The sequence below is a fragment of the Pararhizobium arenae genome, from assembly GCF_001931685.1.
GTDB classification, from domain to species: Bacteria; Pseudomonadota; Alphaproteobacteria; order Rhizobiales; family Rhizobiaceae; genus Pararhizobium; species Pararhizobium arenae.
In genome coordinates this window covers 331,017-356,124 of sequence record NZ_MOOY01000005.1, presented here as the reverse complement: position 1 = coordinate 356,124, position 25,108 = coordinate 331,017, and the positions used below count along the sequence as shown (strand labels likewise).

Here is a 25,108-nt window from a genome sequence, read left to right as displayed (position 1 = left end):
GTCTCTTTCCTTTCCCGGATCACTCGGCGGCCTGGCTGAAGCCGACGGATGCCATCGGCCGGAACTCGTGCTTGTCCTTGCCGGAGACACGCTCCGACCACGGATCGACCTGGGCGAACTGTTGGCTGAAGACGAAGCGGTCGTAATAGGCCTTGCGCTTGTCGGCATCGTCCATGATCTGGCGGCGGATTTCATCGAGACCGATGCGCTTTGCCCATTTGTAGATGCGCTCGAGATAGCGGGCCTGCTCGCGGTACATCTGGGTCAGCGCCACGATATGCTCCAGCGCCTCGTCCTCGCTCTTCACGAGACCGAGAACCTCGGTGCCCTTGATGTCGAGGCCGGCGGCACCTGCGAAATGGATTTCGAAGCCACTATCGACGCAGATCACGCCGATATCCTTGCAGGTCGCTTCCGCGCAGTTTCGCGGACAGCCGGAAACCGCCATCTTCAGCTTGGCCGGCGTCCAGGAGCCCCACATGAATTTCTCGATGCGGATGCCGAGACCGGTTGAATCCTGCGTGCCGAAACGGCACCAGTCGGAACCGACGCAGGTCTTCACCGTGCGCAGGCCCTTGGCATAGGCCTGACCGGAGATGAAGCCGGCCTTGCCGAGATCGGCCCAGACGGCGGGCAGGTCTTCCTTCTCGATGCCGAGCAGATCGATGCGCTGACCGCCGGTGACCTTCACCAGCGGTATCTCGAACTTGTCGACGACATCGGCGATGGCGCGCAACTCGCCTGCGTTAGTCACGCCGCCCCACATGCGCGGCACGACGGAATAGGTGCCGTCCTTCTGGATGTTGGCGTGCACACGCTCGTTGATGAAACGCGACTGGTAGTCGTCGGCATATTCATCCGGCCAGTCGCAGACGAGATAGTAGTTGAGCGCCGGGCGGCACTTGGCGCAGCCGCAGGAGGTCTTCCACTCCAGTTCCTGCATCACCGCCGGAATGGTTTTCAGGCCCTTGGCCTTGATCAGCCGGCGCACCTCGTCGTGGCCGAATTCCGTGCAGCCGCACATCGGCTGGACGGCGGCGGGGTTGTAGCTGTCGCCGAGCGTGATCGTCATCAGCTTTTCGACCAGCCCCGTGCAGGAGCCGCAGGACGCGGAGGCCTTGGTGTGAGCGCGCACGTCGTCGAGCGACGTCAGGCCCTTGGAGGTTATGGTCGAGGTGATCTTGCCCTTGCAGACGCCGTTGCAGCCACAGATTTCCGCGTCATCCGGCAAGGCTGCAACGGCCGCCATAGGGTCCAGCGGAGACCCTCCCTGATAGGCCTGGCCGAAGATCAGCGTCTCGCGCATCTGCGAAATGTCGGTCGCCTTCTTCTTCAGGTCGTTGAACCATGCGCCATCTGATGTTTCGCCGTAGAGCACCGTGCCGATGATGCGGTTTTCCTTCAGCACCACCCGCTTGTAGACGCCGGCTGAAGCGTCGCGCAGCACGATCTCTTCGCGATCGTCTCCATCTGTGAAATCGCCAAGCGAGAACAGTTCGATGCCGGTGACCTTGAGCTTGGTCGGCGTATCGGAGTGGACGAAGGCCGGCGAACGGTCGCCTGCGAGATGAGATGCCGCGATACGGGCCATCTCGTAGAGCGGCGCGACGAGGCCATAGACCATGCCGCCGACTTCGGCGCATTCGCCAAGCGCCCAGATATTGCCATCCGACGTCTGCATGCCGTCATCGACGACGATGCCGCGGTTGACGGCAAGGCCGGCTTCCTTGGCAAGACCGACGCTCGGGCGGATGCCGACCGCCATCACCACCAGCGTTGCGGGGATGATGCGACCGTCGTCGAGCTCGATGCCCTCGACCTTGCCATTGCCGATGATCGCCTTGGTGTTGGCTTTGCAGATGATCTTGATGCCCCGGCCTTCCAGCTCCTTCTGGAGGAGATAGCCGGCCGCGGGATCGAGCTGCCGGTCCATCAGGGACGGCATGACGTGTAGCACGGTCACATCCATGCCACGGCCGGCAAGACCGGCGGCGGCTTCGAGACCGAGCAGGCCGCCACCGATGACGACAGCCTTTTCGCGGGACTGGGCGGCGAGCAGCATGGCCTGCACGTCGTCCAGATCGCGATAAGTGATGACGCCGGGCAAATCATTGCCCGGAACCGGGATGATGAAGGGCACCGAACCGGTGGCGATCACCAGCTTGTCGTAGCTTTCGGTGACGCCGTGGTCGGACGTGACCGTCTTTGCCGTCCGGTCGATCGCGATGATCTTGTGGCCCTTGTAGAGGGTGATGTCGTGCTTGATGTACCAGCCGTCACCGTGGATGACGATCTCTTCGAATTCCTTCTCGCCGGAGAGAACCGGCGAGAGCATGATGCGGTCGTAGTTGACGCGCGGCTCGGCGTTGAAAATCGTGACCTGATACTGGTCCGGCGCCTTGTCGAGCAGATGCTCCAGCATGCGTCCCGGCGCCATGCCGTTGCCGATGATGACGAGTTTTTCTGTCATTTTCGTTTCCCGGTTCAGGCTGCAGCGACGGCCGAGACGGAGAGCGCGTTACGCTCCATCTGGCGGATCGACAGGTGCATCCAGATGAGCGACACGGCGACGACGGCAAAGAGCAGCATGAAGCAGCTCGACCAGAGGCCGGTGATATCCTTCAGGAAGCCGAAGGCGATCGGAAGGATGAACCCGCCGAGACCGCCGACCATGCCGACGACACCGCCGACGGCGCCGACGCTATCGGGATAATAGGCCGGGATGTGCTTGTAGACGGCGGCCTTGCCGAGGCTCATGAAGAAACCGAGCACGAAGATCACGACGATGAACACGGCCGGCGTGATGCCGAAGGCCGGGCCGTCCGTCGCCGCCGGCAGCGACAGGATGAGGGTTGCGAGCGCCGAGACGCCGAGCACCCAGTACATAACAGTGCGGGCACCCTTGCGATCGGAAAGAACGCCGCCAAAAGCGCGGAAAATGCTGCCGGGGATGGAATAGGCGGCGGCGATCATGCCGGCGAGCGCGATATCGAAGCCATAGACGCCGACGAGATAACGCGGCAGCCAGAGGGCGAGCGCGACGAAGCCGCCGAAGACGAAGAAGTAATAGAGCGAGAAGCGCCAGACCTGCACGTTCTTGAGCGGTGCAAACTCCTGGGCGAGGCTGCGGGGTGCGGCACCGCGCTCGCGGCGTGCCTTGAACGACGGATCATCGGTCGTGCTGAACCAGAAAATCACGGCCATGACGACGAGCCCGAGCGCCCAGATCTGGGCAACGGCCTGCCAGCCCCAGGCGAGAAGCACGAAGGGCGCGAGGAACTTGGTGACAGCCGCGCCGACATTGCCGGCGCCGAAGATGCCGAGTGCGGTGCCCTGCTTGTCAGCCGAGAAGAACGGCGAGACATAGGCAACGCCAACGGCAAAGGAACCGCCGGCGAGGCCAACACCGAGACCGGCCAGCAGCATCTGCGGGAACGTCGTGGCGTAGGAGAGCAGGAAGGTCGAAAGGGCTGCGGCAAGCATGGTGAGCGTATAGACGAGACGGCCGCCGTAACGGCCGGTCCAGATGCCGAGCACGATGCGAACGAGAGAACCCGACAGGATCGGCGTGCCGATGAGCAGGCCGAACTGGGCTTCGCTCAAGCCAAGGTCCTGCTTGATGCGAATGCCGATGATCGCAAAGATCGTCCAGACGGCGAAACAGATGGTGAAGGCCAGCGTGGACATCCACAGGGCTTTGGCTGGTTCACCGGGAGACATGGCTTTCGTATTTTCAGACATAGCTTCTCCGAGGCCCGACAAGGTCGTGCCGCTCCAATCTAGGGGGTGAAAAACAAAAAGCCGCTGAGCAGGTGAGCGATCACGCGGATGCGTGCGCATTTCCTGATCAGCGGCTTTGCTGGAGGCGCCCGTCGTTGGACGCCGATATCGTGGCCTCGTGGCCTGCTATTAGAAATGCAAGAGGCGTGCCAGTTTTTGTCGTTCTATATTTTTCAAAGACTTGCGTGATATCATTCGAATGGATCGAAGAGGCTTGTGCCGCGAACGCGCAAACAAAGTGCCAAATTTTGTGCACTGCGCATAAATTAGGCTCAAGTGAAACTCAACGTTTCGTCTGAGCCGCGATGTAGTCATCGACCGCATCCGGATCAAAAAGTCCGCCATCGAAGAAACCATCTGGCCCAAGGCTTAAGTTTCCGGAAGAGCCGACCGGCGTCTCGACCGTGAGTGCCCCTTCCACCTTGGCGCTGGCGGACGGCAGGGCAACGCCCCGGGATTTCAAAGCGGTTCGGTAAAGATCGGGCCGATATGTCTCGGCGGCTATCTCCTGATGGGCGGCAGAATGCTTCGTCTGCCCCCAGCGAACCATTTGCGTGTAGAACCAGAGAGCATGGCTCTTCCAGGGGAACGTCGCCGCCTTGGCATGCGGCACAAAGAAATCACGGACAAAGCGGGTCTCGCCGCCGACAGAGAGCATGCCGGTCAGCGCCGGCAGCAGCAGCGCCGCGTCGCCCCCGACATAGGCCGGGCTTGACAGGATGTCTGCCAGTTCGGCGTGGTTCTCCGGCCGTCCGCACCAGCGCGACGCCTCATCGAGCGCGGCGATCAGCGCCGAAAGCGCCTCCGGGTGGGCCGCCGCCCAGCCCGCATTGACGCCCAGAACTTTTTCCGGACTTGATCTCCAGATCGCAGCCTTTGTTGTTGCGAGATGCGCGCCACGATGCACGACGCCGAACGTGTTCCAGGGTTCGCCCGCGCAATAGCCATCGATGAGCCCCTGGGCAAGCGCATCGCCCATGTCCGGCGGCGGCAGGACGAGAATCTCGATATCGCGATCCGGATCGATGCCGCTGGCCGCCAGCCAGTATCGCAGCTCATAGTTATGGCCGGAAAAGGGATGCACGACCCCGAAGCGGAGCGGGACGCCCCGCCGTTCCGCAATGACATGCTGCAGGGCCTCGCCATTGCGGCGAGCATCGAGATCGGGCGTGGCGCCATGACCCGCCATCGCCCACCAGAGCGCAGCCGAAACCGTCACGGCATTGCCGCCCAGCCCCAGCGCCATCGGCACGATCATCTTCTGGGCGGGCGCGCTGAGGCCGAGATTGCAGGCAATCGGCATGGGCCCGAGGATATGGGCGACGTCGACATGGCTGACGGCCAGCCGGTCACGGATCGAAGCCCAGGAGCGCTCGCGCACCAGCGAGAGCGTTATGTCGTTTTTTTCGGCGAACCCTTTTTCCCGCGCGGCAACAAGGAGCGCGCTGTCCAGCAGCGGAACGAAACCGGCGGTAATCTCGTGTCTGGTCGTCATTCGCTGGCTCCCGGGTCAAGAAGGCTTGCGGCGGTGACAAGACTTTGGGCGATCTCGACGATCTTGCGGTTCTGGTTCATGGCCGTCTTGCGCAGGAGCGCATAGGCCGCTTCCTCCGACAGCCCGCGCGAGCGCATCAGCAGGCCCTTGGCGCGACCGATGATCTTGCGGTTCTCCAGTTCGCCGCGGGTTTCCTCAAGCTCGCGCGACAGGCGCGAGAAGGCATTGAAACGGCTGATCGCCATCTTGAGGATCGGCCGCACCCGCTCCTGCTTCAGCCCGTCGACGATATAGGCGGAGACCCCTGCATCGACGGCGGCCTCGATCGAGGCTTCATCGGACTTGTCGACAAACATCGCGATCGGCCGCCGTACCGCACGGGAAATCTGGAAGAAACTTTCCAGCATGTCGCGATTGGGGTTTTCCAGATCGATGACGATCACATCCGGGTTTATCTCGGCGATACGTCGCGCAAGGCCGTGCATGTCGTCAATGACGGTAACCTGATCATAGCCACCCTCGCGCAGGCCCTCCTCGATGATCGAGGCACGGATACGATTTTCGTCGATAACCAGAACGTTAAGGCGCGTGGGGCTCATGAAATTTCGACGTTGGGGCTCAATGCTGCCGCTGCTCCATCTGATGTCTCTGCGGGATTAACAGCAGAAGCGGGGCTTGGCATCAAGCCATGTTCGCACGCGCACAAGGAAAAGCGGTCGCCGTCAGACTCCGGAGCGCCGCATCAGTTCGTCCAAAGCCTCGCCGTAGGAAAGCCCGGTGTTGTTGCAGAAAAGCTTGAAGCGGTTGATCACATCCACCGGCGCGCGCACGAATGCCTGATCGAAAGGCTGCGAGGGCTTGCGGACCCGCGCCACACGCTCGACGGGCGACCGGCTGTGGAAGCCGGCCCGCTCGGCGCTTTGCTCCGCGATACTCTCCTCCCGGGGTGGGGTGGTGTTTTCCACCGCTGGCCTCGGCGCAAAACCCGAAAGGTCGAGCTTGCCGTCTTTTCCGCTGAACCCGAAATCTCTCGACATCATGCCGCCCTTTCGCGTGTGGCGCCGCGAAGCACTTCGAGAACCTCACCGGTAAAATGCATGGCATTCTCGATCGCCGCCGCAACACCGTTGACCCTGGACGGGCTGAGCTCATGGAGGCTCAGCCGCTCCATGAACATGGCATTGAACGCTTCCCGGCGGTGAAGATGGGACTTCAGAATCGGCAGATCGTTCTTGTGCATCTGGGTGGCGATCTCGCGTTCGATACGCCGCACGAATGGCGGCGGGTTCGTCCGGTTGAAGGCGAGAATGAAATTCAGCTTCCGGCCGATATCCTCCTCGCTTTCCCTGACGAGGTTGACGGCGCGTGCGGCCTGCTGCGCATCGAGCGCGCTGCCGCCCAGGGGAATCAGCGTCAGATCGCTGCGGATGATGGCACGCGATGTCAGCCGGCTGGCGGTGCCTTCAAGATCGACAAACACGAACTGTGCCTGACTGGCGGTCTCGTTGATCACATCCCGGATGTTGGCTTCCGTCGCGTCGGAGCGGACCTGGATCGGCAGCTTGCTGTTGCCTGATCGCCAGTCGGTGATGGGGCGGTTGGGATCGGCGTCGATGATGACGACGGATGCGCCCTGTTGGGACAGGCATGTGGCGAGCGCCAGCACGCTTGTCGATTTACCCGCTCCCCCTTTGGGATTGGCCGCAGAAATAACCGGCATGACCGAACTCCAACTGATTCTAACGGCATTTCTAGCAAGCAATCTCTGAAGGTTGCAACCTTGATTGATTGATTTCAAGCTTGATTGCAGGAATGATATCAACACTGCAATCAAGCATGACCTGAATCATGATTTCAGCTCTAAGCTATTGAAACGATGAGAAGGAGAAAAGGATCAGCCTCTCCTTGGCATCACCTGCGGTCCGCGCCGCGAATGGCGAGCGACACCGCATAGACCGATGTGGTCGCCGTAATGAACAGGCGATGGCCGTGGCGGCCGCCGAAGCAGACGTTGGAGACGGTTTCCGGCACGAGGATCTTGCCCCGCCGATGACCATCGGGCGCGATGCAATGCACGCCGTCGCGAGCGGAAGACCAGAGATTACCGGCTTCATCCACCCGCATACCATCGGCGCAGCCGGGCTCGATCACATGGAAGACATCGCCGCCGGTGAGCTTGTAATTCGTACCGACATCGAACGCCCGGATATGCTGGGCATCGCGTGAGAACATACGGCCGGTATCGGCAACATAGAGACGCTTCTCATCCGGGCTGAAGACGAGACCGTTCGGGCAATTGAAATCGGTGAGCACGGCGCGGATTTCGCCGGACTTTGCATCGACGCGGTAGACATTGCAGGGCAGTTCCTGCCCGGAGCGCGTGCCTTCGTAATCGGATGCGATGCCGTAATGCGGGTCGGTAAACCAGATGGCGTCATCCGAGGCGACGATCACGTCGTTGGGTGAGTTCAGCCGCTTGCCTTCGTAGCTGTCGGCTATGACCGTTATCGAGCCGTCATGTTCGCTGCGGGTCACACGGCGACTGCCATGCTCGCAACTGACGAGACGACCCTGTCGATCGCGGGTGTGACCGTTGGAAAAATTCGATGGCTCGCGAAAGGTGCTGAGCCCCGTTTCCGGGCTCCAGCGCAGAATGCGATTGTTTGGAATATCGGAAAACAGCAGGCAGTTGTGATCGCCGAACCAGACAGGGCCTTCGACCCAGTCGAATCCATCGACAAGCTTTTTCAGCGGGGCGTTCCCCAGGACGTATGTGGAGAACTCCTTGTCCTCCGCCACGAAAAACGACATGCCGCTTCCTCCCGACCGATTGCGTCTGCGGCAAGATAACGATCAGCCCGCGTCGGGCAAGGGTGAAACACGCCCTTGACCAGAACCTGCCGCCGAGCCCGGAACCCGACTGTCATCAGTCCTCGACAAGACAGCGGCATCCTCGCAGTGGCGAGAAAGGGAAGCTATTTTTGCAGAAAATCGTCCCGGCGCGGCGTGAAGGTGTCGATCAGCAAGCCTTTTGTCAGCGCCACCACACCGTGAACCAGGTTCGGGGCAACGATGAAGCTGCTGCCGGGACCAAGGCGGGTGGTGACACCGTCAACGGTGACGTCGAAAGTCCCCTCCGCCACGTAGCTCACCTGCGTATGCGGATGGGAGTGGAGCGCGCCGATGGCATCCTTCTCGAAGCTGAAGGCAACCAGCATCATCTCCGGTCGTTCGCTGAGGACGGCACGACGGTTTCCGGGCGCGACTTCGGTCCAGACCGTGTTTTCGGGCAGGGAATAGTATTGCAATGTCAGTCCTTTCAACGGGCAAGCCAGCCGCCGTCGACCGGCAGGATGGCGCCATGCACATAATCGGATGCCGATGACGCTAGAAAGACGGCAGCGCCGGCCATATCGTCCGCCCGCGCCCAGCGCCCGGCGGGGATGCGTTTCAGGATATCGGCGTTGCGTTCGGCATCGGCGCGAAGCGCGGTGGTGTTGTTCGTTTCCACATAACCCGGAGCGATGGCATTGACGTTGATGCCCTTGGCAGCCCACTCGTTTGCCATCAGCTTTGTGAGCCCAGCAAGGCCACTTTTGGCGGCCGTGTAGGACGCCACGCGAATGCCGCCCTGAAAGGAGAGCATCGAGGCAATATTGATGATCTTGGCTGGTTTACCCGCCGCAACCGCCGCCTTTGCAAACGCCTGACTGAGAAAGAATGCCGACTTAAGATTGGTGTCGAGCACCGCATCCCAGTCTTCCTCCGTAAAGTCCAGGGCGTCGCCGCGGCGGATGATGCCGGCATTGTTGACGAGAATATCCGGCTTGGCGCCCAAGGCCAGTGCTTCGCCGATCACGTCCGCGGCTTTGTTGGCCTGAGACAGATCCGCGGTGATGGGGAAAAATCGCCGACCCTTCGCCACGACGCTTTCCTGCGTTTGCGTCATCGCCGATCGACCGACGCCGACGATGTCGGCACCGGCCTGCGCCAAGCCGACCGCAATGGCCTGACCGATGCCGGTATTGGCACCGGTTACGATCGCGAAGCGGCCGGTCAGGTCAAAAAGGCTCATCGAAACTGCTCCCTCACGTAATCAAAGCTGCAGACACCCGGAAATTGCCGCCGGCCATGCTGCCAACCCGGTAAAAAGTTCTCCAGCCAGCGTCGCGAAAAGCCGCCCAAGGCTCGGACTGCATCTGTGCAATCGGGCACAGTGAAACTCGACCGCACTATCTCTCCAAAGCCGAACAAGATGCCCGACCCCTCTCAACTGATCCGGCGTTGTGCGTACCGGATTTCTAATAGACTTGAATTGTATGGTACTGTATGGTGGCCTAATCTCGATGTCAACGCATGACGGCGGCGAAAGATATGAACCTGGCATCCCTGAAGATCGAAACGGGCGAGACGGCAGCCGCACAGGTCGAACGGGAGCTGCGCGAACAGATCGTGCGGCTGGAGCTTGCACCCGGCACGCGGCTTTCGGAACAGGAAATCGCAACGCGCATGGGCGTTTCGCGCCAGCCTGTTCGGGAGGCGCTGATTGCGCTTGGAAAGTCCAAGCTGGTCGACATCCGCCCGAACCGCGGCACGGTCGTCGTGCGCATCTCAGCCCGGCAGATGATGGAAGCACGCTTCGTGCGCGAAGCGATCGAGACCGCCGTTGCCCGCCGCGCGAGCGAAGGTTTCGACGGCTGGACGCGCCGCCGGATCGATACCATCCTCGCACGCCAGACTGCGGCGATGGAGGCGCATGATCACAATGCCTTTCGCCGCGAGGACGAGCAGTTTCATATCGCGATTGCCGAAGGCGCCGGCTGCAGCCTCGCCTGGAACGCCATCTCGGATATCAAGGCGCACATGGACAGGGTCTGCAACCTCCAGCTCCGCAAGCCGGATTCCATGAGCCGTCTGATCACCGAGCATGAGGCGATCATCACGGCCATCGACAGCCGGGACGCCGACGCCTCCGAAGCCGCCATGCGACGCCATCTCAACGGCATTCTGGCCGACCTTCCGCAGATCGAGGCCAACAATCCGGATTTGTTCGAGTAAGCGGTATCGCTCGCGTGCAGAAAAGTATCAGGCCCATCTGACCAGCGGGCGAGCCAAAATGAGAGCCAGTCCCGGATTCCCTGATCTGGAAACAAGAAAATCCGGGGCCGGCATCTGCCGTCACGCAATCATCGGCAGCAATGCCGAGACCGAGACCTTGGCATCGCCGTAGAACATGCGGGTGTTGTCCTTGTAGAACAGCGGGTTTTCGATGCCGGAATAGCCGGTGCCCTGCCCGCGCTTGGAGACAAACACCTGCTTGGCCTTCCAGACCTCGAGCACCGGCATGCCGGCGATAGGCGAGTTCGGGTCCTCCTGGGCCGCCGGATTGACGATGTCGTTGGAGCCGATGACGATGACGACGTCGGTCTCGGGGAAATCGTCATTGATCTCGTCCATCTCCAACACGATGTCGTAGGGCACCTTGGCCTCGGCCAGCAGCACGTTCATGTGGCCCGGCAGACGGCCGGCGACGGGATGAATGGCAAAACGCACCGTCTTGCCGGCGGCCCTCAGCTTGCGGGTGAGTTCGGAGACCGCAGCCTGCGCCTGCGCGACCGCCATGCCGTAGCCCGGCACGATGATGACGCTGTCGGCATCGTTGAGGGCGGCCGCAACCCCTTCGGAATCGATGGCGATCTGCTCGCCCGATATCTCCATCGCCGGCCCGGTCGTCGCACCGAAACCGCCGAGAATGACCGAGATGAAGGAGCGGTTCATCGCCTTGCACATGATGTAGGAGAGGATCGCACCGGAAGAGCCTACCAGCGCGCCTGTGACGATCAACAGGTCATTGCCGAGCGTAAATCCGATGGCAGCCGCCGCCCAGCCGGAATAGGAGTTCAGCATCGACACGACGACCGGCATGTCGGCACCGCCGATGCCCATGATTAGGTGATAGCCGATGAAGAAGGCGGCAAGCGTCATCAGGACGAGGGTCCACACGCCGGCGCCGTTCACATACAGGATGAGCAGGATCAGCGACAGTATGGCGGCGGAAGCGTTGAGGACATGGCCGCCCGGCAGTTTCTTCGCCTTGCCATCGACCTTGCCGGCCAGTTTGCCGAAAGCGATGACCGAGCCGGTAAAGGTGACGGCGCCGATGAACACGCCGAGGAACACCTCGACCTTCATGATGGCAAGCTCGACCGGCGTCTTGTGGGCGAGGATGGCGGCAAAGCCGGTCAGCGCCGAGCGTGCGGCCTCATCGAGGCCCGCGACTTCACCCGCCTCGATATGGGCGTTGAAACCGATGAACACGGCGGCAAGCCCGACGAAGGAATGCAGCGCTGCGACAAGCTGCGGCATCTCCGTCATCTGCACGCGCGAGGCGACGATGTAACCGGCAGCCGAGCCGCCGACGATCATCAGGAGAATGATGGCCCAACTGTCGACACCGGGGGAAAAGACCGTGGCGATGACCGCCAGCGCCATGCCGACAATGCCATACCAGACGGCGCGCTTGGCGCTTTCCTGGCCCGAAAGCCCGCCGAGCGAGAGGATGAAAAGGACTGCTGCCGCAACATAGGCGGCCGAAACGATACCGATGGTCATGCTGTGATCCCCCCGATCACGACTTCTGGAACATGGCGAGCATGCGGCGGGTCACGAGAAAACCGCCGACGATGTTGACCGTGGCGATCAAAACCGACAGTGCGGCAAGCGTCGTCACCAGCCAATGGCTCGAGCCGATCTGCAACAATGCGCCGAGGATGACGATGCCGGAGACGGCATTGGTCACGGCCATCAGCGGCGTGTGCAGCGAGTGGGAGACATTCCAGATGACCTGGAAGCCGATGAAGCAGGACAGCACGAACACGATGAAGTGGTTCATGAAGCTTGCGGGCGCAAAGGCCCCGACGAGCAGCAGCAGCGCCGTGCCGATCAGAAGCAGCAGGCCCTGGCTGCGGGTCTGCGCCTTGAAGGCGGCGACCTCCCTCGCCCGCTTCTCCTCTGGCGTCGGCTCCTTCACCTTTTCCTTGGGCTTCTGCGCCGCGATCGCCTGGATCTTCGGCGGCGGCGGCGGGTAGGTGATCTCTCCCTGATAGGCGACAGTCGCGCCGCGGATGACATCGTCTTCCATGTTGTGGACGAGGACGCCGTCCTTGGCCGGCGTGAGATCGCTGATCATGTGGCGAATGTTGGTCGCATAGAGCGTCGAGGCCTGCGCGGCCATGCGGCTCGGGAAATCGGTGTAGCCGATGACGGTGACGCCATTGTCCGAAACGATCTTCTCGTCCGGCACGGTCAGATCGCAATTGCCGCCGCGCTCGGCCGCAAGGTCGATCACGACCGAGCCCGGCTTCATTGCAGCAACCATGTCGGCAAGCCACAGCTTTGGCGCATCGCGGCCCGGAATCAGCGCCGTGGTGATGACGATGTCGATCTCCGGCGCCAGTTCGCGAAACTTGGCCAGCTGCTTCTCGCGGAACTCCGGCGAGGACGGCGCGGCATAACCGCCCGTGGCGGCGCCATCCTGTTGCTGATCGGCAAAATCGAGGTAGACGAACTCCGCGCCCATGCTCTCGATCTGCTCGGCAACTTCGGGCCGCACGTCGAAGGCATAGGTAATCGCGCCGAGCGAGGTTGCCGTGCCGATCGCGGCAAGGCCGGCGACACCGGCGCCGATAACCAGCACTTTAGCCGGCGGTACTTTACCGGCGGCCGTCACCTGGCCGGTGAAGAAGCGGCCGAAATTGTTGCCGGCTTCGATGACCGCGCGGTAGCCGGCGATGTTGGCCATCGAAGACAGGGCATCCATCTTCTGGGCGCGCGAGATGCGCGGCACCATGTCCATGGCAATCACGTTGGCGCCGGTGGCGCGGACCTGCTCCAGAAGGGCTGCATTCTGACCGGGATAGAAGAACGAAATCAGCGTCTGTCCGGAGCGCAACCGCTCGACCTCGTCCACTTCCGGCGGCCGTACCTTCACGATCACATCCGCCGCCTCGGAAAGCGCAGCTGCACTCTCGGCCACCGTCACGCCTGCGGCACGATAGGCATCGTCCGAAAATCCGGCCGCGACACCCGCGCCCGTCTCGACGATGCTGTCATAGCCAAGCTTCTTCAGTTGAACCGCGCTCTCCGGCGTCAGCGCAACACGACGTTCGCCGGGCGCGATTTCCCGCAAGGCCGCAATTTTGACTGCCATTCAGTTTCCTCCCATTCCGCCGTCGCTTGCCTCCAACGCATGACGGCTTCGAAAAAGCACACGCAGCACAAGCAAACCAAAAGCGTACTGTCCAGTACGCCCCGGCGCAAAACCGCGTATTCTCGTCGCTTTTCGGACTCTACTAATCGATTTTATTTTTCACGCAAAGGCAAGGCGGCCAAATGCCCGCGTAACCAAGCGATGACGGATGGGAGAGATAAAGCTGATTCTCTGCCGCCAGGCCAAGAGCGACGAGGGCTGGGGCTCAAAGACATCGCTGCCCCAGCACATCCCCTGTTCGGGAACTTTCTTAAGAAAGTGTGCGTTCATCGGTTGATCTAATCAAGGATAGGCCGATGTCACAGCTCGGACAATTCACAGCGAAACTCACCATGGCAGCGATTATACTCGGCGCATCGTGCGTGACAGCCGGAGCTTTCCAGTTGAGCCAGCCTAGCGCCGATACCAATCCTTCTGTCGCCGCAGCATCCTTTGCCGGCAACGGTAATGGCCAGTTTAACGTTGTCGGATCTCTCTCGCTTCAAGAAGTACAGCACGTTCAGTGGTGCGCGACGCGGTACATGAGTTACAACGCCACCGACAATTCCTTCATGGCCAAGTCGGGTCAGCGGCAGAAGTGTCGCTCACCGTCGGGCGTGACAACCTGGTAAACCAGCCAGCTGCCTCGGACCAGTTCAAGCACTTGTCCGGCTTTGAGCGCCATACTTGCGAGATCAGCTCCTCGTACATACCTCATGCGTTACGTATAGGCGGAGTATTTGAACATGGATCAGGCGATTGTTCGACGTTCGGTTGTCGCGGTGCGCACGAGGATACCGGACGACGCGTTTACTGCACGCACCCTTGGAACAATGCGAGACGGAAGCGGCGTTGTCATTCGTGACGACGGGCTTGTGCTCACGATCGGCTATCTGCTGACCGAGGCAGAGGAAGTGTGGCTCACCACCCATGATGGCCGCGTCGTTCCCGGGCATGCCCTGGCTTACGATCAGGAAACCGGATTTGGCCTCATCAAGGCGTTTTCGACACTTGATTGCCCCGCCCTTCATTTCGGCAACGCAGCCAAGGCGAAGCTGGGGGATGCGGTTTTGGCCGTTGACGGCTACGGGCAGTCAGTCCAGGCGCAACTCGTCGCCAAGCAGGAATTTGCGGGCTATTGGGAATATCTTCTGGAAGAGGCACTCTTTACGGCGCCGGCGCACCCGTTCTGGGGTGGCGCGGCGTTTGTCGATGAACACGGCGCTCTCCTCGGAATAGGCTCGCTGAAGCTCGAGATGAGCAAGAAGGGGGAGACGTCCCTCATCAACATGGTGGTGCCGATCAATCTGCTGCCTCCTATTCTTGATGACCTGCTGACCACAGGGAAGGTGCAAAAACCCGCTCGTCCTTGGCTCGGCGCCTTCACAGCCGAAACCAACGGCGATGTCGTTGTGCTCAGCGTGTCGCCCGAAGGACCGGCAGCGAAAGCCGGCTTGAAAGGGGGAGACGTCATATCGGAGGTTCGCGACGAGGAAGTCGGCGGTCTTGCCGACTTTTACCGCCAGATTTGGAAGAGTGGACCTGCCGGTGCGGAAATCCCGGTCAGGGTGCTGCGCGATGGGCGCGAGACGTGGCTGCGCGTGAAATCCGCGGACCGGGACAGCTTTTTGAAGAAACCTCAGCTTCAATAGCGCAGTTCAGGTCTTCCACGCCGGTCAAATAGACTGTTGTGACCCGCTTAACGATAAGCTTACGGCGCTTCCTCGTCGATAAGAGGAAGCGCCGCAATCTCACCAGTTTCAGTTGCGGGGCTGAAGCAACGCCAGAACGATCGTCGATGCCGCCAGGACGGCGGTAAACGTCAGCGGCGCTGAGGCACCGTAGTGATCGACCATATAGCCGCCGAATAGCGCACCGATGCTGATGGCGACCTGGAACGAAACGACCATGAGGCTGCCGGCAGCTTCCAGCGCGTCCCCTGCCCCACGAGACAGGTTGGTCGGCAAGACCACCGGAGCCATCCCGAACGCCAGACCCCAAAGGATAACCAGCACGAAGGCGATCTCGCTCTGCGCACCCCAGAGGACAAGGGCAAGGGCGGAAAATGCCATCAACCCGCCGGTGACACCAAGCGCCATTCGGATATTGGCGTCTGCCAGCCGGCCGCCGGCAACGTTGCCGACCACGGCGGCAATGCCGAATCCGAGCAACGCCAGTGCAATTGCCCCGGTGTCAAGAAGCGTCACCTGTTCGAGGAAGGGCCGAACGTAGACCGAGCCGGCAAAATGTCCCGTCATCAGCAAGAGAATGGCAAGCATTCCCAGCTGAACGGTGCGCCGTTTCGTCAGGCGGAAGACGTCGGAAAGACTGTTGCTCGAGCTCGCGGGCAGCGTCGGCAGGCTGAGTATCTGCAAGAGCATTGCAGTTGCTGCAAGTCCGGCCGTCATGGCCGTTGCGGCACGCCAGCCGATCCAATCGCTGATCAGAGCGCCCATGGACGGCGCCGCTATGGTGGCAAGCGAGACGCCGAGGGTGACGATGGCCATACCCCGACCTGTCGCATCGGTGCCCACCAATCTCGCCACGACGGCGACTGAAAGCGCCCAGAAACCGCTGAGCGCGATGCCGAGTCCGGCTCGGCCAAGCAACAACAGCCAGAAATCCGTTGCGAGAGCGGCCAGAAGATTTGAGCCGATCGCCAGGGCACTCAGGCCGACCAGAACAGTCTTGCGGTTCAGTTTGCCGATGAGAACATTGCTCAACAAGGCCGTTACCGCGCCAACGGCCGCGGTGGCGGTGACCACCTGGCCGGCGGTTCCCTCGCTGACGCCCAGATCACGCGCCATCGGCGTCAACAGACCTGCCGGCAGGAACTCGGCGGATACCAGCGCAAAGCTGGTGGCTGCCATTGAAATCACGGCAAACCAGGTCGTGGGGCTCCACGTCCCTGGAACGGGAGAAACGAGGTCGGGGCCGTCAAGCTGTGATGTTGTGTCCGTCATTGAAGTGTCTCCAAGGTTTGGAGGTCTTCATAGCGGAGTCAGCCAGGATGATATGCGTCCCAAAGTCCGATTTTCATGTCCGTTCGTCCGGAAATGGTGCGACGCACAACGCCGGGCGAGACGCTGGTGATGCGCTTGAAGGCGCGAGCGAAAGAGGCTTCGGATTCGTAGCCCAGTCGCGAGGCGACCTCGGCAACCGACATCTGTCGACCGAGCAGCTCTCTTGCAAGCTGCATGCGCAGACGGGCGAGATATCGTGCCGCGCCCTCCCCCAGGATGGCGCTGAAACGCTCCGCAAAGATCGAGCGTGATTGACCTGCCACACCGGCAAGGCTTTCAAGCGTCCAGTCATGGCCGGGATCCCGGTGCATGGCTGCCAGCGCACGACCGATATGAGGATCGCGGATAGCCGCGAGCCAGCCGCCCGTGGCGGCGCCACTGCAATGGACCCAGCAGCGAATGAGCCGCGCGACGAGAACGTCCGCCATGCGTGACAGGACTGTAGCGCTGCCGATCTGGGGCTGCGACGCCTCTGCCGTCATGGCGCTGAGGAGGGGGCCGACGATCGGATCATTGCCGGCTACGTCACAGCCTTTGATGATGGGAGGCATCAGAGCGATCAACGGGTTGAGGGCATTCGCATCCAAGGCCATGGAACCGCAGAACAGGGTGCTCGTCGCTCCCGGTCCCTCCTGCACCACGTCGCAGACATTGCCTCCCAACGTGGTGACCTGGCAACTCTTGAACGTGTCCCCGACCACATCCGGGTTGCTGGCCAATGCGTCAACCCCAAGAACAGCCAGCTAGACGATGATACGATCTTTGAAGCGGCGCGGGAGCTCGCCTATGCAGGACGATATGAGTATTCGTTGGCGGCTCTCGATGCAGTGAGCGACCAGACAAGTGCCCGCATCCTCAATTACCGCGGTTATGCCAACCGCAAAGCGGGGCGTATGGACGTCGGCATGACGTTTTATCAACGGGCGATCAAAAAGGACGCAAACTACATACTCGCGCGCTCTTACATGGGCCAAGCCCTTGTTGAACAGGGCAAACTATCGGAGGCGAAAGCGCAGCTCACAGAAATCAGTGCGCGCGGTGGTGAAAAAACCTGGGCATACAGAGCACTTTTCGCCTCCCTGAATGGGTCCTCCACCTATTGATTGGGCCAGCCCCGAAGGTGGCCGCGTGGGCCACCTTCAAAACTCCTCTGCTATCTTACCAACGTAACTTTTTAGCGTGGCGCTGAAATCCGGACATACGATTCAGGAGGTATCGGTGTGTCGCACAATAACCCCATCAAATACCGTCGGAGATCCCATGTTTACTGATCCACTTAATGACGGCCCCCATTCGTTGCACCAGTCGGCATCGCCAGTATGTCAAGGCGCGTCCTCTCGTGAGAAACTGGCTTCACCCTCTGCATCTATCGGCGCTGATATAAACCTTGCCTCAGTCGATCTTAATCTACTGGTTGCATTGGAGGCCTTGTTACAGCTGCGTAACGTCACACATGCCGGCAAACGTGTAGGTCTCAGCCAGCCGGCGATGAGCCGGGCTCTAGCGCGTCTACGAGCGCTATTTAAAGATGATCTCCTCGTTCGAACACCGCGCGGGTTGACGCTGACAATCCGCGGCGAGCAGTTGCTCGACCGGCTGCCAGACGCTCTTGGGCTATTACGGACATTGGTATCGGGAAGAGATGTGGCCGAACTTCAGTCGAAGCGCAGGGTTACGGTCGCGATGGCAGAGCATCAGGCGCTTGTGCTGCTTCCGCAGTTGCTGCCGCGGTTTTTGCAGAAAGAGCCCGACCTCGATCTTGTGGTGCAGGGCGATCTGACTCAGGCCGAGCGGGGTCTCGAAGACGGATCGATAGATTTTATGGTTGGCCCGCGGCAGGAAGCTTCTTCGGGATTTTACGGCCGCACGCTCTATACCGACCGCATGACCTGCCTATTGCGGCATGATCATCCTGCGCTGGATAATTCTTGGAGTCGAGAAAATTTCCAGGAATTGCGGCCTGCCGTGCTCGCCGGCACCGACGCTCAGGTCTTGCCGCATTTGTGCGACGGCATTTTCAATACGATTAAACTCGAGCGTATCCCGCTGGTTATTTCGAACTTATCTCTCGTGCCAACCATGGTCGCAAATACGGATCTCGCGCTGGTGCTGCCATCGCGCGCAGCAAATCTTGTGGCGGCGAATTCATCGCTCGTTCTCAAGGAACTGCCTGGCAAAATTCAGGAGACAGAGGTGGCGCTGCTTTGGCATGAACGCTGCCACCGAGACCCGCGACATCGCTGGATGCGCAGTGAGTTCGCAGCGGCTGCGGGCGTCATCTGACAACCGCGTATTCACAGCGGGAAACACGAAGGAATGAGACTCGCCTCTGGGTCATGCACCCGAAGGAATTGGCTTGCAACCAAGCTGCCAGTTCAACCCGTGCGTTTATTGCTTGTGTACAAATGTGTGAGCCCTCGCGGGTTTTTCTGTAGGCAGATAGAAGGCTAAGGAGTGTGAAATGTTCGGAAAAATTCTGGACTGGCTCGCACCGTATTGGGAGACTGCGGAATGTCGCTCTCCCGATGCAAATCCTGTAATCTATCGAAAACATCCCTCCGCACCAGGTTTAACACCCCCAGATCAGCTCAGGTTGGCGAAGACCCAAGTTAGCCCCGCTGCTGACGTGATATTGAAGACGCAAAGGGCGGCCATCAATCAAAGCGTCGCAGCTCATAAAGGACGAACGGTCGAGGCATTGCTCAATTACGGCAGCACCAACACCCTTTCGTCAGAAGCGGTCGATATTCTGCTCACGCATATTACAGACGGATGCAGCTTATCGCATAACGTCTCAAAGGGTATAGCTCTCAGTTGTTTGGCTGACAGCCTTAGGCGACTAACGAAAGAAAATCCCAAATTTGATTACTTCAAAGTTCTCATTCACGAAACTGGAAGGTTACCACCACCCTACAGGCCGGAAATCCTCAATACGCTCGTAGATATAATATCCGATCTCGAAGAAGGCGAGACGATCGCGGCTTTCGATCTGGCAATAGATGCTGCTGAAAGCATTGCTCCGGGCATTCGGGCGGAGATCCTTTGCCGACTGTGCGATAGCTTGAAATATCTCAAACTGGCAGGGAGGCGGCCCCACCGATTGCTGAATTTAATTCAGAATCTGAATCCTGAATACCGCCGCGACCCTCTCGAACATTTTGGCGCCGCCATCCATTTTCTTCAGAAAGATCTGCGCTCCGGCCTGATGCTTCAAGCCATTTCTCTTTCTACCGAATGCAACAGCGAAGATCAGAGCGCAATCATTTCATCATTCGCTCGACGGTGTCTGAACGGGCTTGATACCCCCCACATACGTGGGAGAATCCTTCAAGTCATGATTGATCTAGAAGGCATAAACGGCGCCCGCGGTGGATGGAGCGACGCACATCAGAACTGTCTCTGGTATCTTTATCGCGCTGCAAGCGCGACAGAACCGCTTGGCGAGTCGGCGGACTTTGCAAGAGTACATTCGCTTTTCCAGCAAATTCCCTCGCATCTTCAAAGGACGATTTTCCAAACGCTTTTTTCGAAGTAACCGTACCTGAGACATACGCTATTTGAGCCAGTCACACTGTGACGTGGAACGCCTCAATCGCCGAGCATAACCATAGCGGTCACGAGGCTACGGCGCATCCGGTTGAATGACACGCCCAACGAGCTGATTTCATCTCTTCCCGATGTCGAGAACTCGGGGACCGTCATGTTCCCCAAGCTAATTTCTTCGGCGAGCCGGGACATCCGCTGCACCGGCCGCAAAATAGAGATGTGGAGCAATAAATTAACGACCACGAGCATGACGAAGAAAACGCTGGCAAGTGCCGCCATCATCTGGAGCAGATTTTCTCGGGCGCGCTGACGCGGAATTTCCTTGGAAACCGACACGAGCTGCGCGCCGACGGTTTCGCCGAGCTTCCAGCCGAACCCGTTCGAAGGCCCGTATGTGTCGATCATTGATGATGGGGCTGCTTCAGGTGTCGAATGACATTGCAGGCAGGACTTGTCGTCCACAGTGATCGGCTGCGCATAAGACAATATCTCACGGCCCTGTTCCTCCCTCTCAACGACGATCTCCGCCAATGAGGGCTTGCCCGCGAATGTTGCGATCAGTTCTGCCTCCCAAGTGGAGGGTGCGTCCGCGGGATTTGTCGGATTTTTCGTCGGCAGTCGGAACACGTATTCTGGAAATTTCTCCGTTAGCCCTTGGAACGTCTGCTGCGCGGCATAGAACGGCACGCTCTGTGGCAGGAATTGCGATTCCATCTGGTTTTTCAGCAGTGGCCGCACTTGCGCGCCGGTGTAGTGTCTCACGGCGTTGGCGGTACCCATGATCGCCGCAGCCTGTGCCATCACCGAACGCTTCGCTTCACGCTGCGTTATTTCCTCGGCCAGAAACCACGCCAGAATAAGCCCTAGGGCCATTACCGATATCATGACCAGGTTGAATTTCAGTCGTAGTTTCATTCTCGAATTTGCCGGTTAGATTTGAAGAATTCCAGAAAGCCGCTTTTTTGCTTTGTTTGCTCCTTCTTCCGTTGGGCTCTGACTTTGGCTCGCTTTCCGGGTTTGGGAGCCTTTGCCTTTGGGAGATCGGATTCTGCGGACACGATGAGTGGCCGCGTGACCGGGACAGGGACGATGGCAATGTCGAGTTCATTCCCCTCGTTGGCCTGCGTAGTGGATGGTAGTCGATCCGCAGGAAGGGATAAAATGGCACCGCGCAGGCCGGCTTGCCCCAGTTTCTCCGCGACTGCACTCGTCGCAAGCCATTCCGATCCCAACCGCGGGAATGCCCCGGCAAATGCCCTACCCACCGATCCGCCGCTCTCCTTACGGAAAGACAAGATCGTCAGGATGTCTGCAGCGTCCACGCGCCGCCGTAGATCTTTCCGGGCGCCCTCGTCACCGACGCTACTAAGATCGCCTAGCAATGTGCTTTCCGCGCCGGTCATCGCCTTCAAGATCGCGGTGACAACAATTGCTTGTGTCTCCAGCCTGTATGAGCCTGCGGTATTGAGATCAGACGGCAGCAGAAAAATGCGCTCTCCAACGATCGCCGCGGGGCCACACAGATACGTAAACGCAAGTTTCCCCCCGCCTTCCAGCTTCCTCCTAAAGGTCTGTAAGGCTTCGCGCGTCGCAATCGACGTCCCGCCGATCACGGTCACAACATCGTAGCCGACACCCTCAAAAGCAGCCGCGATATCGCGACCAACCGTGGAGCACCTTTCGGCATCTTCAGAGGCGTGCACATCGCTTGTGATCACTAGTGCCACTTTGGCCGATGTCGGCTGTGCGGTGGCTGTCGTAACCGCCCCGGCCATACAGAGCACGCTGAAGAGCCCCTTGAAGCATTGTTCAATCGCAGTTTTGATCGCCAGTACAATCCTCATGCTGCACCCTTGCCGACGTCATGCAGCGTCATCAATTCGCGAAGACGGGTGAGAAACGCGACGCGCTCCTTTTCGTCCACAATATGGATGGCTAGCCGATCTGCAAATTCCGAACCACTTGTGAGATCGGCCAGGCTCTGTCGGATAACGATACCGGACACGGGCCCGATGAAAGACGACAACAAGCCCTCTGCCGTGTCCAGAAACCGTGGTGGCAGGATCGATTTTTTCAGAGTAGGGCGGATTGCCTGTTGATCAGGCACTGCCACTTCGTACTGGCGGATCAGTTTTCCGGCAGCAGTCCGAAAAGCCTGTTCTTGAGCGCTGTCAATAAAATGTCGCGCCAGCGTATCCGTCGCCGCCTGCAAGGACGAATATCGCTTCACTGCATTGGCGACCACGCGGTCGGCTATCGGGCCAATCGCCAGGGCAAGCAACGGCCTCATTTCCGAAAGATAACGGTCTCTCAAGTCACCTTGCTTTGAGGCCGGCGCCGCCTTGCTGTCGTCTGGATCTATTCCGTTGGGGAATGGATTCGCAAACATTTCGTCCGGCCAAGCAGTATCAGTCAAAAGCGCCGATCTCAGCGAGTGGGCGAATTCTTCCGCCGATTGGAACCGAGCTGACACATCCTTTTGCAACGCCAGCGAGACGACAGACGCAAGCATGGGCGACACGATCTCGACGGCAGAGACATCGATACGATCGGAACTCATTGCCTTCTCAAGGACGGTCGAAAACGTATCGCTCTCATAAGGCGAGCCACCCGTTAAAAGGCGGAACAGGAGAATACCGGCAGAAAACAGATCGGCGCGATGATCGACATGTTCGCCCCGCGCCTGCTCCGGCGCCATAAAGCTCGGCGTCCCCACAAGCGCGTCCCGTATCTGCAAAGTCCCCCCATCAAGCAAGGCAAGCCCGAAGTCCGTGATTTTCGGCCTACCTTCCGTCGTGATGATAATGTTTGCGGGTTTTATGTCACGGTGCACCACGCCATGCTGATGCGCGACACCCAGGGCGTCCAGCAGTTCACCGACCAATTTGACGGCTTGCTTCGGTGGTATCGCTCCATTGGTGATCATGTGCTGCAGCGACTGCCCATGCAGATATTCCATCACCAGAAAAGGCCGTTGTTCCCATTCACCGCAATCGAAAATCGTGACGATGCCGGGATGGCTACACCGTCCCGCAGCCCTCATCTCTCGACGAAAGCGGTCGAGATGGTCCTGCCCATCACGGCCCTTTGAAAGCTGCTCCTTAACAAGTTTGATAGCGACGGCACGACCAATAATCGGATCGAGGCCTTCGTAAACGATCCCCATAGCACCAGAGCCGATCTTGCCAGTGATCTCGTAGCGACTGATATGGGAGGGCGGTTGTTCGAACATTCGCGTTACGCCTTGCGGGTTTCACGGACGGATGTTCTTCGAAGCGGGCGCACCGCCCGCTTCGAAGCGCGACAGCTATCAGGCAGCCCGCGCCTGCAGGCTGGACAACCTCTCCAGAAGTCCCTGCAGACTTCCGCCGAGCGTGGCGCCTACAGTTGCTTCCGCGCCATCGAACGGTGCATTGTCGACAAGATCGACAATATTGTTTTCCGAAAGCCAGCTAAGACTAGCCTGAAGGGTGGCGCTGGCCTTCTCGATCGCTGCTGCTCTATTGTCGTTGCTCGCCTTGTGAACATTGTCCAACTCGGCCTCTACTTCGGCGACATCAACCTGAACGAAAATGTCGTCCACGTATTTCCATGTCCCGCCAAGCTTCGCGACACTCATGGACTCATCCTCCTCCTTCAGGGCTTTCTCTGCCGCATCCTTTACGCCCTCAACCTGCTCGACCGCCGAGGCATGGGCGGCTTTCCACTCGGCGATCCATTCTGGGATGTCGGATACCTGCGAAGCCTCTGATACCCCCAAACGCTTGAGCCTTAGGAATCTCACCAAGCCGTCGCGAGTTTGAAAAATGCTTTGCTCAAGAAGAGCAAACATCGTGCGGATGACCTCGGTGGCGTCAGTAGCGTTCAGTCGTACCTTGTTCGTCTTCACGAACTTGGACGCCTCCCCATTTGAGGCGCTCGACATGTCGTACTCCGCACCGGCATCGCCAAGCATTTCCACCGCCTTATTGAAAAGCGCCGCGACGATTTCATCATCGTTCAGTTTATCGGTGGTGAGATTATTAAGGTCGACGCCGGGAATCGTCTTGCTGTCATCGGCGACCGTCTTTTCTTCACCGCTCTCAAGAACTTCGTCATCCTCCGTCGATGAGGAATTCTTTCCCGCCACGACGGTGGAATCCCGCATAGCCTGAGTGCTGCTGCTGATCGCGAGCTGAAGTCGCGAGAGCCAGTTAGCGGCTGCTTCAGCCTGTTCGGCAGGTGAAAGCCCCGCCAACATGCGCTCCAGCCAACCGAAGAGCTTGGCGATGATATCAGCCTCGGAACTGTCGATCTTCAGACCAATCGCGGTGGAAACGGCGAGCAGAGTTTTGACGATCGCCTCAAGCTGTGTCTTTATCTCTGCCTCAAGGTGCGCATCGAGTTTAGGTCCGCTTTCGGGTACTTGCTCATCTCCATCGCGGGAATCGGACTCGGAACGCTCTCCATCACTGCTGCCGCCATCTTCTGAACCGGAATCGCTCTCGTCCAGCGTCTCGTTTCCATCGGAATCCGTTACAGCATCACCGAATGTGGCTTCAGCGTCCGCAACCAGGCTTTGGATTTCCAAATCCCCAATGAGATCAACCGTTTCGTCGGCCGAATCTGATAAGAATAAATCCTCTACGATCGGCTCATCTTCTTTGACAACGCGCCCCCAAGGAGGCGTAATTTTAAGTTTCTTTTTAAAGTAGTCTTGGGCGGCTTTGGCGACAACGGACGCAGCGCCCCTTCCATTACCGTCCGTACGAATGTATAGCGTGCCATTTTCCAGCCGGCAGGCCCCGTACGCGATGGGCTTAAAATTGCTCTTCTCCTTATCCCAGACCAATTGCCTGGCTTGGCCTTTTACCGTTTGAATATTCTTGCGGCTCATCACAAAAATATTGCTGTTTTCTGGGCCCTGCGGTCCGCAGACAAAGGAGACATAAGTTCTCTTCATCTCGCTGAAGACAGCAATTTTCAAACTTTGGAGCGCTAAGGGCTTTGTAATCTTCGGCATGTGGTTTTGATCTC

Annotated in this window: 22 protein-coding genes and 1 pseudogene; 6 read left to right on the top strand and 17 right to left on the bottom strand. The window is 59.5% G+C overall.

Annotated elements, in window-relative coordinates; translation table 11 throughout:
- Positions 1–19 precede the first annotated feature (19 nt).
- From nirB to kduD, 9 genes are all read right to left on the bottom strand, one after another.
- Positions 20–2,470, bottom strand: coding sequence for a nitrite reductase large subunit NirB (gene nirB, locus BLX89_RS13395; RefSeq protein WP_075291394.1), 2,451 nt, complete (start codon positions 2,468–2,470; stop codon positions 20–22).
- Positions 2,471–2,484: 14 nt separating this feature from the next.
- The gene (locus BLX89_RS13390; RefSeq protein ID WP_075291393.1) at positions 2,485–3,741 is read right to left on the bottom strand and encodes an MFS transporter; all 1,257 of its coding nucleotides are present in this window, start codon (positions 3,739–3,741) and stop codon (positions 2,485–2,487) included.
- Positions 3,742–4,063: 322 nt separating this feature from the next.
- The gene (locus BLX89_RS13385) at positions 4,064–5,275 is read right to left on the bottom strand and encodes a CmpA/NrtA family ABC transporter substrate-binding protein (protein ID WP_075291392.1); all 1,212 of its coding nucleotides are present in this window, start codon (positions 5,273–5,275) and stop codon (positions 4,064–4,066) included.
- Complete coding sequence (locus BLX89_RS13380) at positions 5,272–5,874, bottom strand: ANTAR domain-containing response regulator (RefSeq protein WP_075291391.1); 603 nt, start codon at positions 5,872–5,874, stop codon at positions 5,272–5,274. Before BLX89_RS13380 ends, BLX89_RS13385 begins: the two co-directional genes overlap by 4 nt.
- 123 nt (positions 5,875–5,997) lie before the next feature.
- Entirely contained in the window at positions 5,998–6,312 is a 315-nt protein-coding gene (locus BLX89_RS13375) for a hypothetical protein (protein WP_075291550.1), read from the bottom strand.
- Positions 6,312–6,995 carry a ParA family protein gene (locus tag BLX89_RS13370; RefSeq protein ID WP_075291390.1) on the bottom strand — a complete coding sequence of 228 codons (684 nt, stop codon included), beginning with the start codon at positions 6,993–6,995 and terminating at the stop codon, positions 6,312–6,314. The genes BLX89_RS13375 and BLX89_RS13370 overlap by 1 nt, the downstream gene beginning before the upstream one ends.
- 191 nt (positions 6,996–7,186) lie before the next feature.
- Positions 7,187–8,086 (bottom strand): SMP-30/gluconolactonase/LRE family protein, encoded by a 900-nt coding sequence (locus BLX89_RS13365; RefSeq protein WP_075291389.1) that lies wholly within the window; start codon positions 8,084–8,086, stop codon positions 7,187–7,189.
- Positions 8,087–8,250: 164 nt separating this feature from the next.
- Positions 8,251–8,583, bottom strand: a complete 333-nt coding sequence (locus BLX89_RS13360) for a cupin domain-containing protein (RefSeq protein ID WP_425348612.1) — start codon at positions 8,581–8,583, stop codon at positions 8,251–8,253.
- An 11-nt stretch (positions 8,584–8,594) separates the two neighbouring features.
- The gene (gene kduD / locus BLX89_RS13355; RefSeq protein ID WP_075291388.1) at positions 8,595–9,350 is read right to left on the bottom strand and encodes a 2-dehydro-3-deoxy-D-gluconate 5-dehydrogenase KduD; all 756 of its coding nucleotides are present in this window, start codon (positions 9,348–9,350) and stop codon (positions 8,595–8,597) included.
- 281 nt (positions 9,351–9,631) lie between these two features.
- Here kduD and BLX89_RS13350 point away from each other — a divergent pair, with 281 nt between their 5' ends.
- The gene (locus BLX89_RS13350) at positions 9,632–10,333 is read left to right on the top strand and encodes a GntR family transcriptional regulator (RefSeq protein WP_075291387.1); all 702 of its coding nucleotides are present in this window, start codon (positions 9,632–9,634) and stop codon (positions 10,331–10,333) included.
- Between the two features lie 120 nt (positions 10,334–10,453).
- Here the strand turns inward: BLX89_RS13350 and BLX89_RS13345 are convergent, their stop codons facing one another.
- Positions 10,454–11,887, bottom strand: a complete 1,434-nt coding sequence (locus BLX89_RS13345) for an NAD(P)(+) transhydrogenase (Re/Si-specific) subunit beta (RefSeq protein WP_075291386.1) — start codon at positions 11,885–11,887, stop codon at positions 10,454–10,456.
- A 16-nt stretch (positions 11,888–11,903) separates the two neighbouring features.
- The gene (locus BLX89_RS13340; RefSeq protein ID WP_075291385.1) at positions 11,904–13,484 is read right to left on the bottom strand and encodes a Re/Si-specific NAD(P)(+) transhydrogenase subunit alpha; all 1,581 of its coding nucleotides are present in this window, start codon (positions 13,482–13,484) and stop codon (positions 11,904–11,906) included.
- A gap of 356 nt (positions 13,485–13,840) precedes the next feature.
- On the opposite strand from BLX89_RS13340, the gene BLX89_RS13335 reads away from it, so the two are divergent.
- A complete protein-coding gene (locus BLX89_RS13335; RefSeq protein WP_075291384.1) occupies positions 13,841–14,155 on the top strand; it encodes a BA14K family protein in 315 nt (104 codons plus the stop codon).
- 114 nt (positions 14,156–14,269) lie between these two features.
- Complete coding sequence (locus tag BLX89_RS13330; protein ID WP_143523610.1) at positions 14,270–15,175, top strand: S1C family serine protease; 906 nt, start codon at positions 14,270–14,272, stop codon at positions 15,173–15,175.
- A gap of 108 nt (positions 15,176–15,283) precedes the next feature.
- Here the strand turns inward: BLX89_RS13330 and BLX89_RS13325 are convergent, their stop codons facing one another.
- Together BLX89_RS13325 and BLX89_RS13320 are read right to left on the bottom strand one after the other, a co-directional pair.
- A complete protein-coding gene (locus tag BLX89_RS13325) occupies positions 15,284–16,486 on the bottom strand; it encodes an MFS transporter (protein WP_075291382.1) in 1,203 nt (400 codons plus the stop codon).
- A gap of 38 nt (positions 16,487–16,524) precedes the next feature.
- Positions 16,525–17,265, bottom strand: a pseudogene (locus tag BLX89_RS13320) (AraC family transcriptional regulator); the annotation flags it as partial.
- Between the two features lie 90 nt (positions 17,266–17,355).
- On the opposite strand from BLX89_RS13320, the gene BLX89_RS24275 reads away from it, so the two are divergent.
- From BLX89_RS24275 to BLX89_RS13305, 3 genes are all read left to right on the top strand, one after another.
- Entirely contained in the window at positions 17,356–17,649 is a 294-nt protein-coding gene (locus BLX89_RS24275) for a tetratricopeptide repeat protein (protein WP_198935147.1), read from the top strand.
- Between the two features lie 157 nt (positions 17,650–17,806).
- On the top strand, positions 17,807–18,829 hold the full coding sequence (locus tag BLX89_RS13310) for a LysR family transcriptional regulator (protein WP_083637492.1): 1,023 nt from the start codon (positions 17,807–17,809) through the stop codon (positions 18,827–18,829).
- Positions 18,830–19,007: 178 nt separating this feature from the next.
- Positions 19,008–20,081, top strand: a complete 1,074-nt coding sequence (locus BLX89_RS13305; RefSeq protein ID WP_143523609.1) for a hypothetical protein — start codon at positions 19,008–19,010, stop codon at positions 20,079–20,081.
- A gap of 53 nt (positions 20,082–20,134) precedes the next feature.
- Here BLX89_RS13305 and BLX89_RS13300 read toward each other — a convergent pair whose 3' ends face one another.
- The 4 genes from BLX89_RS13300 to BLX89_RS13285 all read right to left on the bottom strand — a co-directional run bounded on the left by BLX89_RS13300 (position 20,135) and on the right by BLX89_RS13285 (position 25,094).
- The gene (locus BLX89_RS13300; protein WP_075291379.1) at positions 20,135–21,007 is read right to left on the bottom strand and encodes a c-type heme family protein; all 873 of its coding nucleotides are present in this window, start codon (positions 21,005–21,007) and stop codon (positions 20,135–20,137) included.
- Positions 21,004–21,936, bottom strand: coding sequence for a hypothetical protein (locus BLX89_RS13295; protein WP_075291378.1), 933 nt, complete (start codon positions 21,934–21,936; stop codon positions 21,004–21,006). Before BLX89_RS13295 ends, BLX89_RS13300 begins: the two co-directional genes overlap by 4 nt.
- Positions 21,933–23,324 carry a serine/threonine-protein kinase gene (locus tag BLX89_RS13290; protein ID WP_075291377.1) on the bottom strand — a complete coding sequence of 464 codons (1,392 nt, stop codon included), beginning with the start codon at positions 23,322–23,324 and terminating at the stop codon, positions 21,933–21,935. Before BLX89_RS13290 ends, BLX89_RS13295 begins: the two co-directional genes overlap by 4 nt.
- 78 nt (positions 23,325–23,402) lie before the next feature.
- Positions 23,403–25,094, bottom strand: a complete 1,692-nt coding sequence (locus tag BLX89_RS13285; RefSeq protein WP_075291376.1) for a hypothetical protein — start codon at positions 25,092–25,094, stop codon at positions 23,403–23,405.
- Between the last annotated feature and the right edge of the window lie 14 nt (positions 25,095–25,108).

Bases quoted from the DNA above. Each gene is read 5' to 3' on its own strand.
- nirB (WP_075291394.1), bottom strand. From the start codon at position 2,470: ATGACAGAAAAACTCGTCATCATCGGCAACGGCATGGCGCCGGGACGC.
- BLX89_RS13390 (WP_075291393.1), bottom strand. From the start codon at position 3,741: ATGTCTGAAAATACGAAAGCCATGTCTCCCGGTGAACCAGCCAAAGCC.
- BLX89_RS13385 (WP_075291392.1), bottom strand. From the start codon at position 5,275: ATGACGACCAGACACGAGATTACCGCCGGTTTCGTTCCGCTGCTGGAC.
- BLX89_RS13380 (WP_075291391.1), bottom strand. From the start codon at position 5,874: ATGAGCCCCACGCGCCTTAACGTTCTGGTTATCGACGAAAATCGTATC.
- BLX89_RS13375 (WP_075291550.1), bottom strand. From the start codon at position 6,312: ATGTCGAGAGATTTCGGGTTCAGCGGAAAAGACGGCAAGCTCGACCTT.
- BLX89_RS13370 (WP_075291390.1), bottom strand. From the start codon at position 6,995: ATGCCGGTTATTTCTGCGGCCAATCCCAAAGGGGGAGCGGGTAAATCG.
- BLX89_RS13365 (WP_075291389.1), bottom strand. From the start codon at position 8,086: ATGTCGTTTTTCGTGGCGGAGGACAAGGAGTTCTCCACATACGTCCTG.
- kduD (WP_075291388.1), bottom strand. From the start codon at position 9,350: ATGAGCCTTTTTGACCTGACCGGCCGCTTCGCGATCGTAACCGGTGCC.
- BLX89_RS13350 (WP_075291387.1), top strand. From the start codon at position 9,632: ATGACGGCGGCGAAAGATATGAACCTGGCATCCCTGAAGATCGAAACG.
- BLX89_RS13345 (WP_075291386.1), bottom strand. From the start codon at position 11,887: ATGACCATCGGTATCGTTTCGGCCGCCTATGTTGCGGCAGCAGTCCTT.
- BLX89_RS13340 (WP_075291385.1), bottom strand. From the start codon at position 13,484: ATGGCAGTCAAAATTGCGGCCTTGCGGGAAATCGCGCCCGGCGAACGT.
- BLX89_RS13335 (WP_075291384.1), top strand. From the start codon at position 13,841: ATGTCACAGCTCGGACAATTCACAGCGAAACTCACCATGGCAGCGATT.
- BLX89_RS13330 (WP_143523610.1), top strand. From the start codon at position 14,270: ATGGATCAGGCGATTGTTCGACGTTCGGTTGTCGCGGTGCGCACGAGG.
- BLX89_RS13325 (WP_075291382.1), bottom strand. From the start codon at position 16,486: ATGACGGACACAACATCACAGCTTGACGGCCCCGACCTCGTTTCTCCC.
- BLX89_RS13310 (WP_083637492.1), top strand. From the start codon at position 17,807: ATGTTTACTGATCCACTTAATGACGGCCCCCATTCGTTGCACCAGTCG.
- BLX89_RS13305 (WP_143523609.1), top strand. From the start codon at position 19,008: ATGTTCGGAAAAATTCTGGACTGGCTCGCACCGTATTGGGAGACTGCG.
- BLX89_RS13300 (WP_075291379.1), bottom strand. From the start codon at position 21,007: ATGAAACTACGACTGAAATTCAACCTGGTCATGATATCGGTAATGGCC.
- BLX89_RS13295 (WP_075291378.1), bottom strand. From the start codon at position 21,936: ATGAGGATTGTACTGGCGATCAAAACTGCGATTGAACAATGCTTCAAG.
- BLX89_RS13290 (WP_075291377.1), bottom strand. From the start codon at position 23,324: ATGTTCGAACAACCGCCCTCCCATATCAGTCGCTACGAGATCACTGGC.
- BLX89_RS13285 (WP_075291376.1), bottom strand. From the start codon at position 25,094: ATGCCGAAGATTACAAAGCCCTTAGCGCTCCAAAGTTTGAAAATTGCT.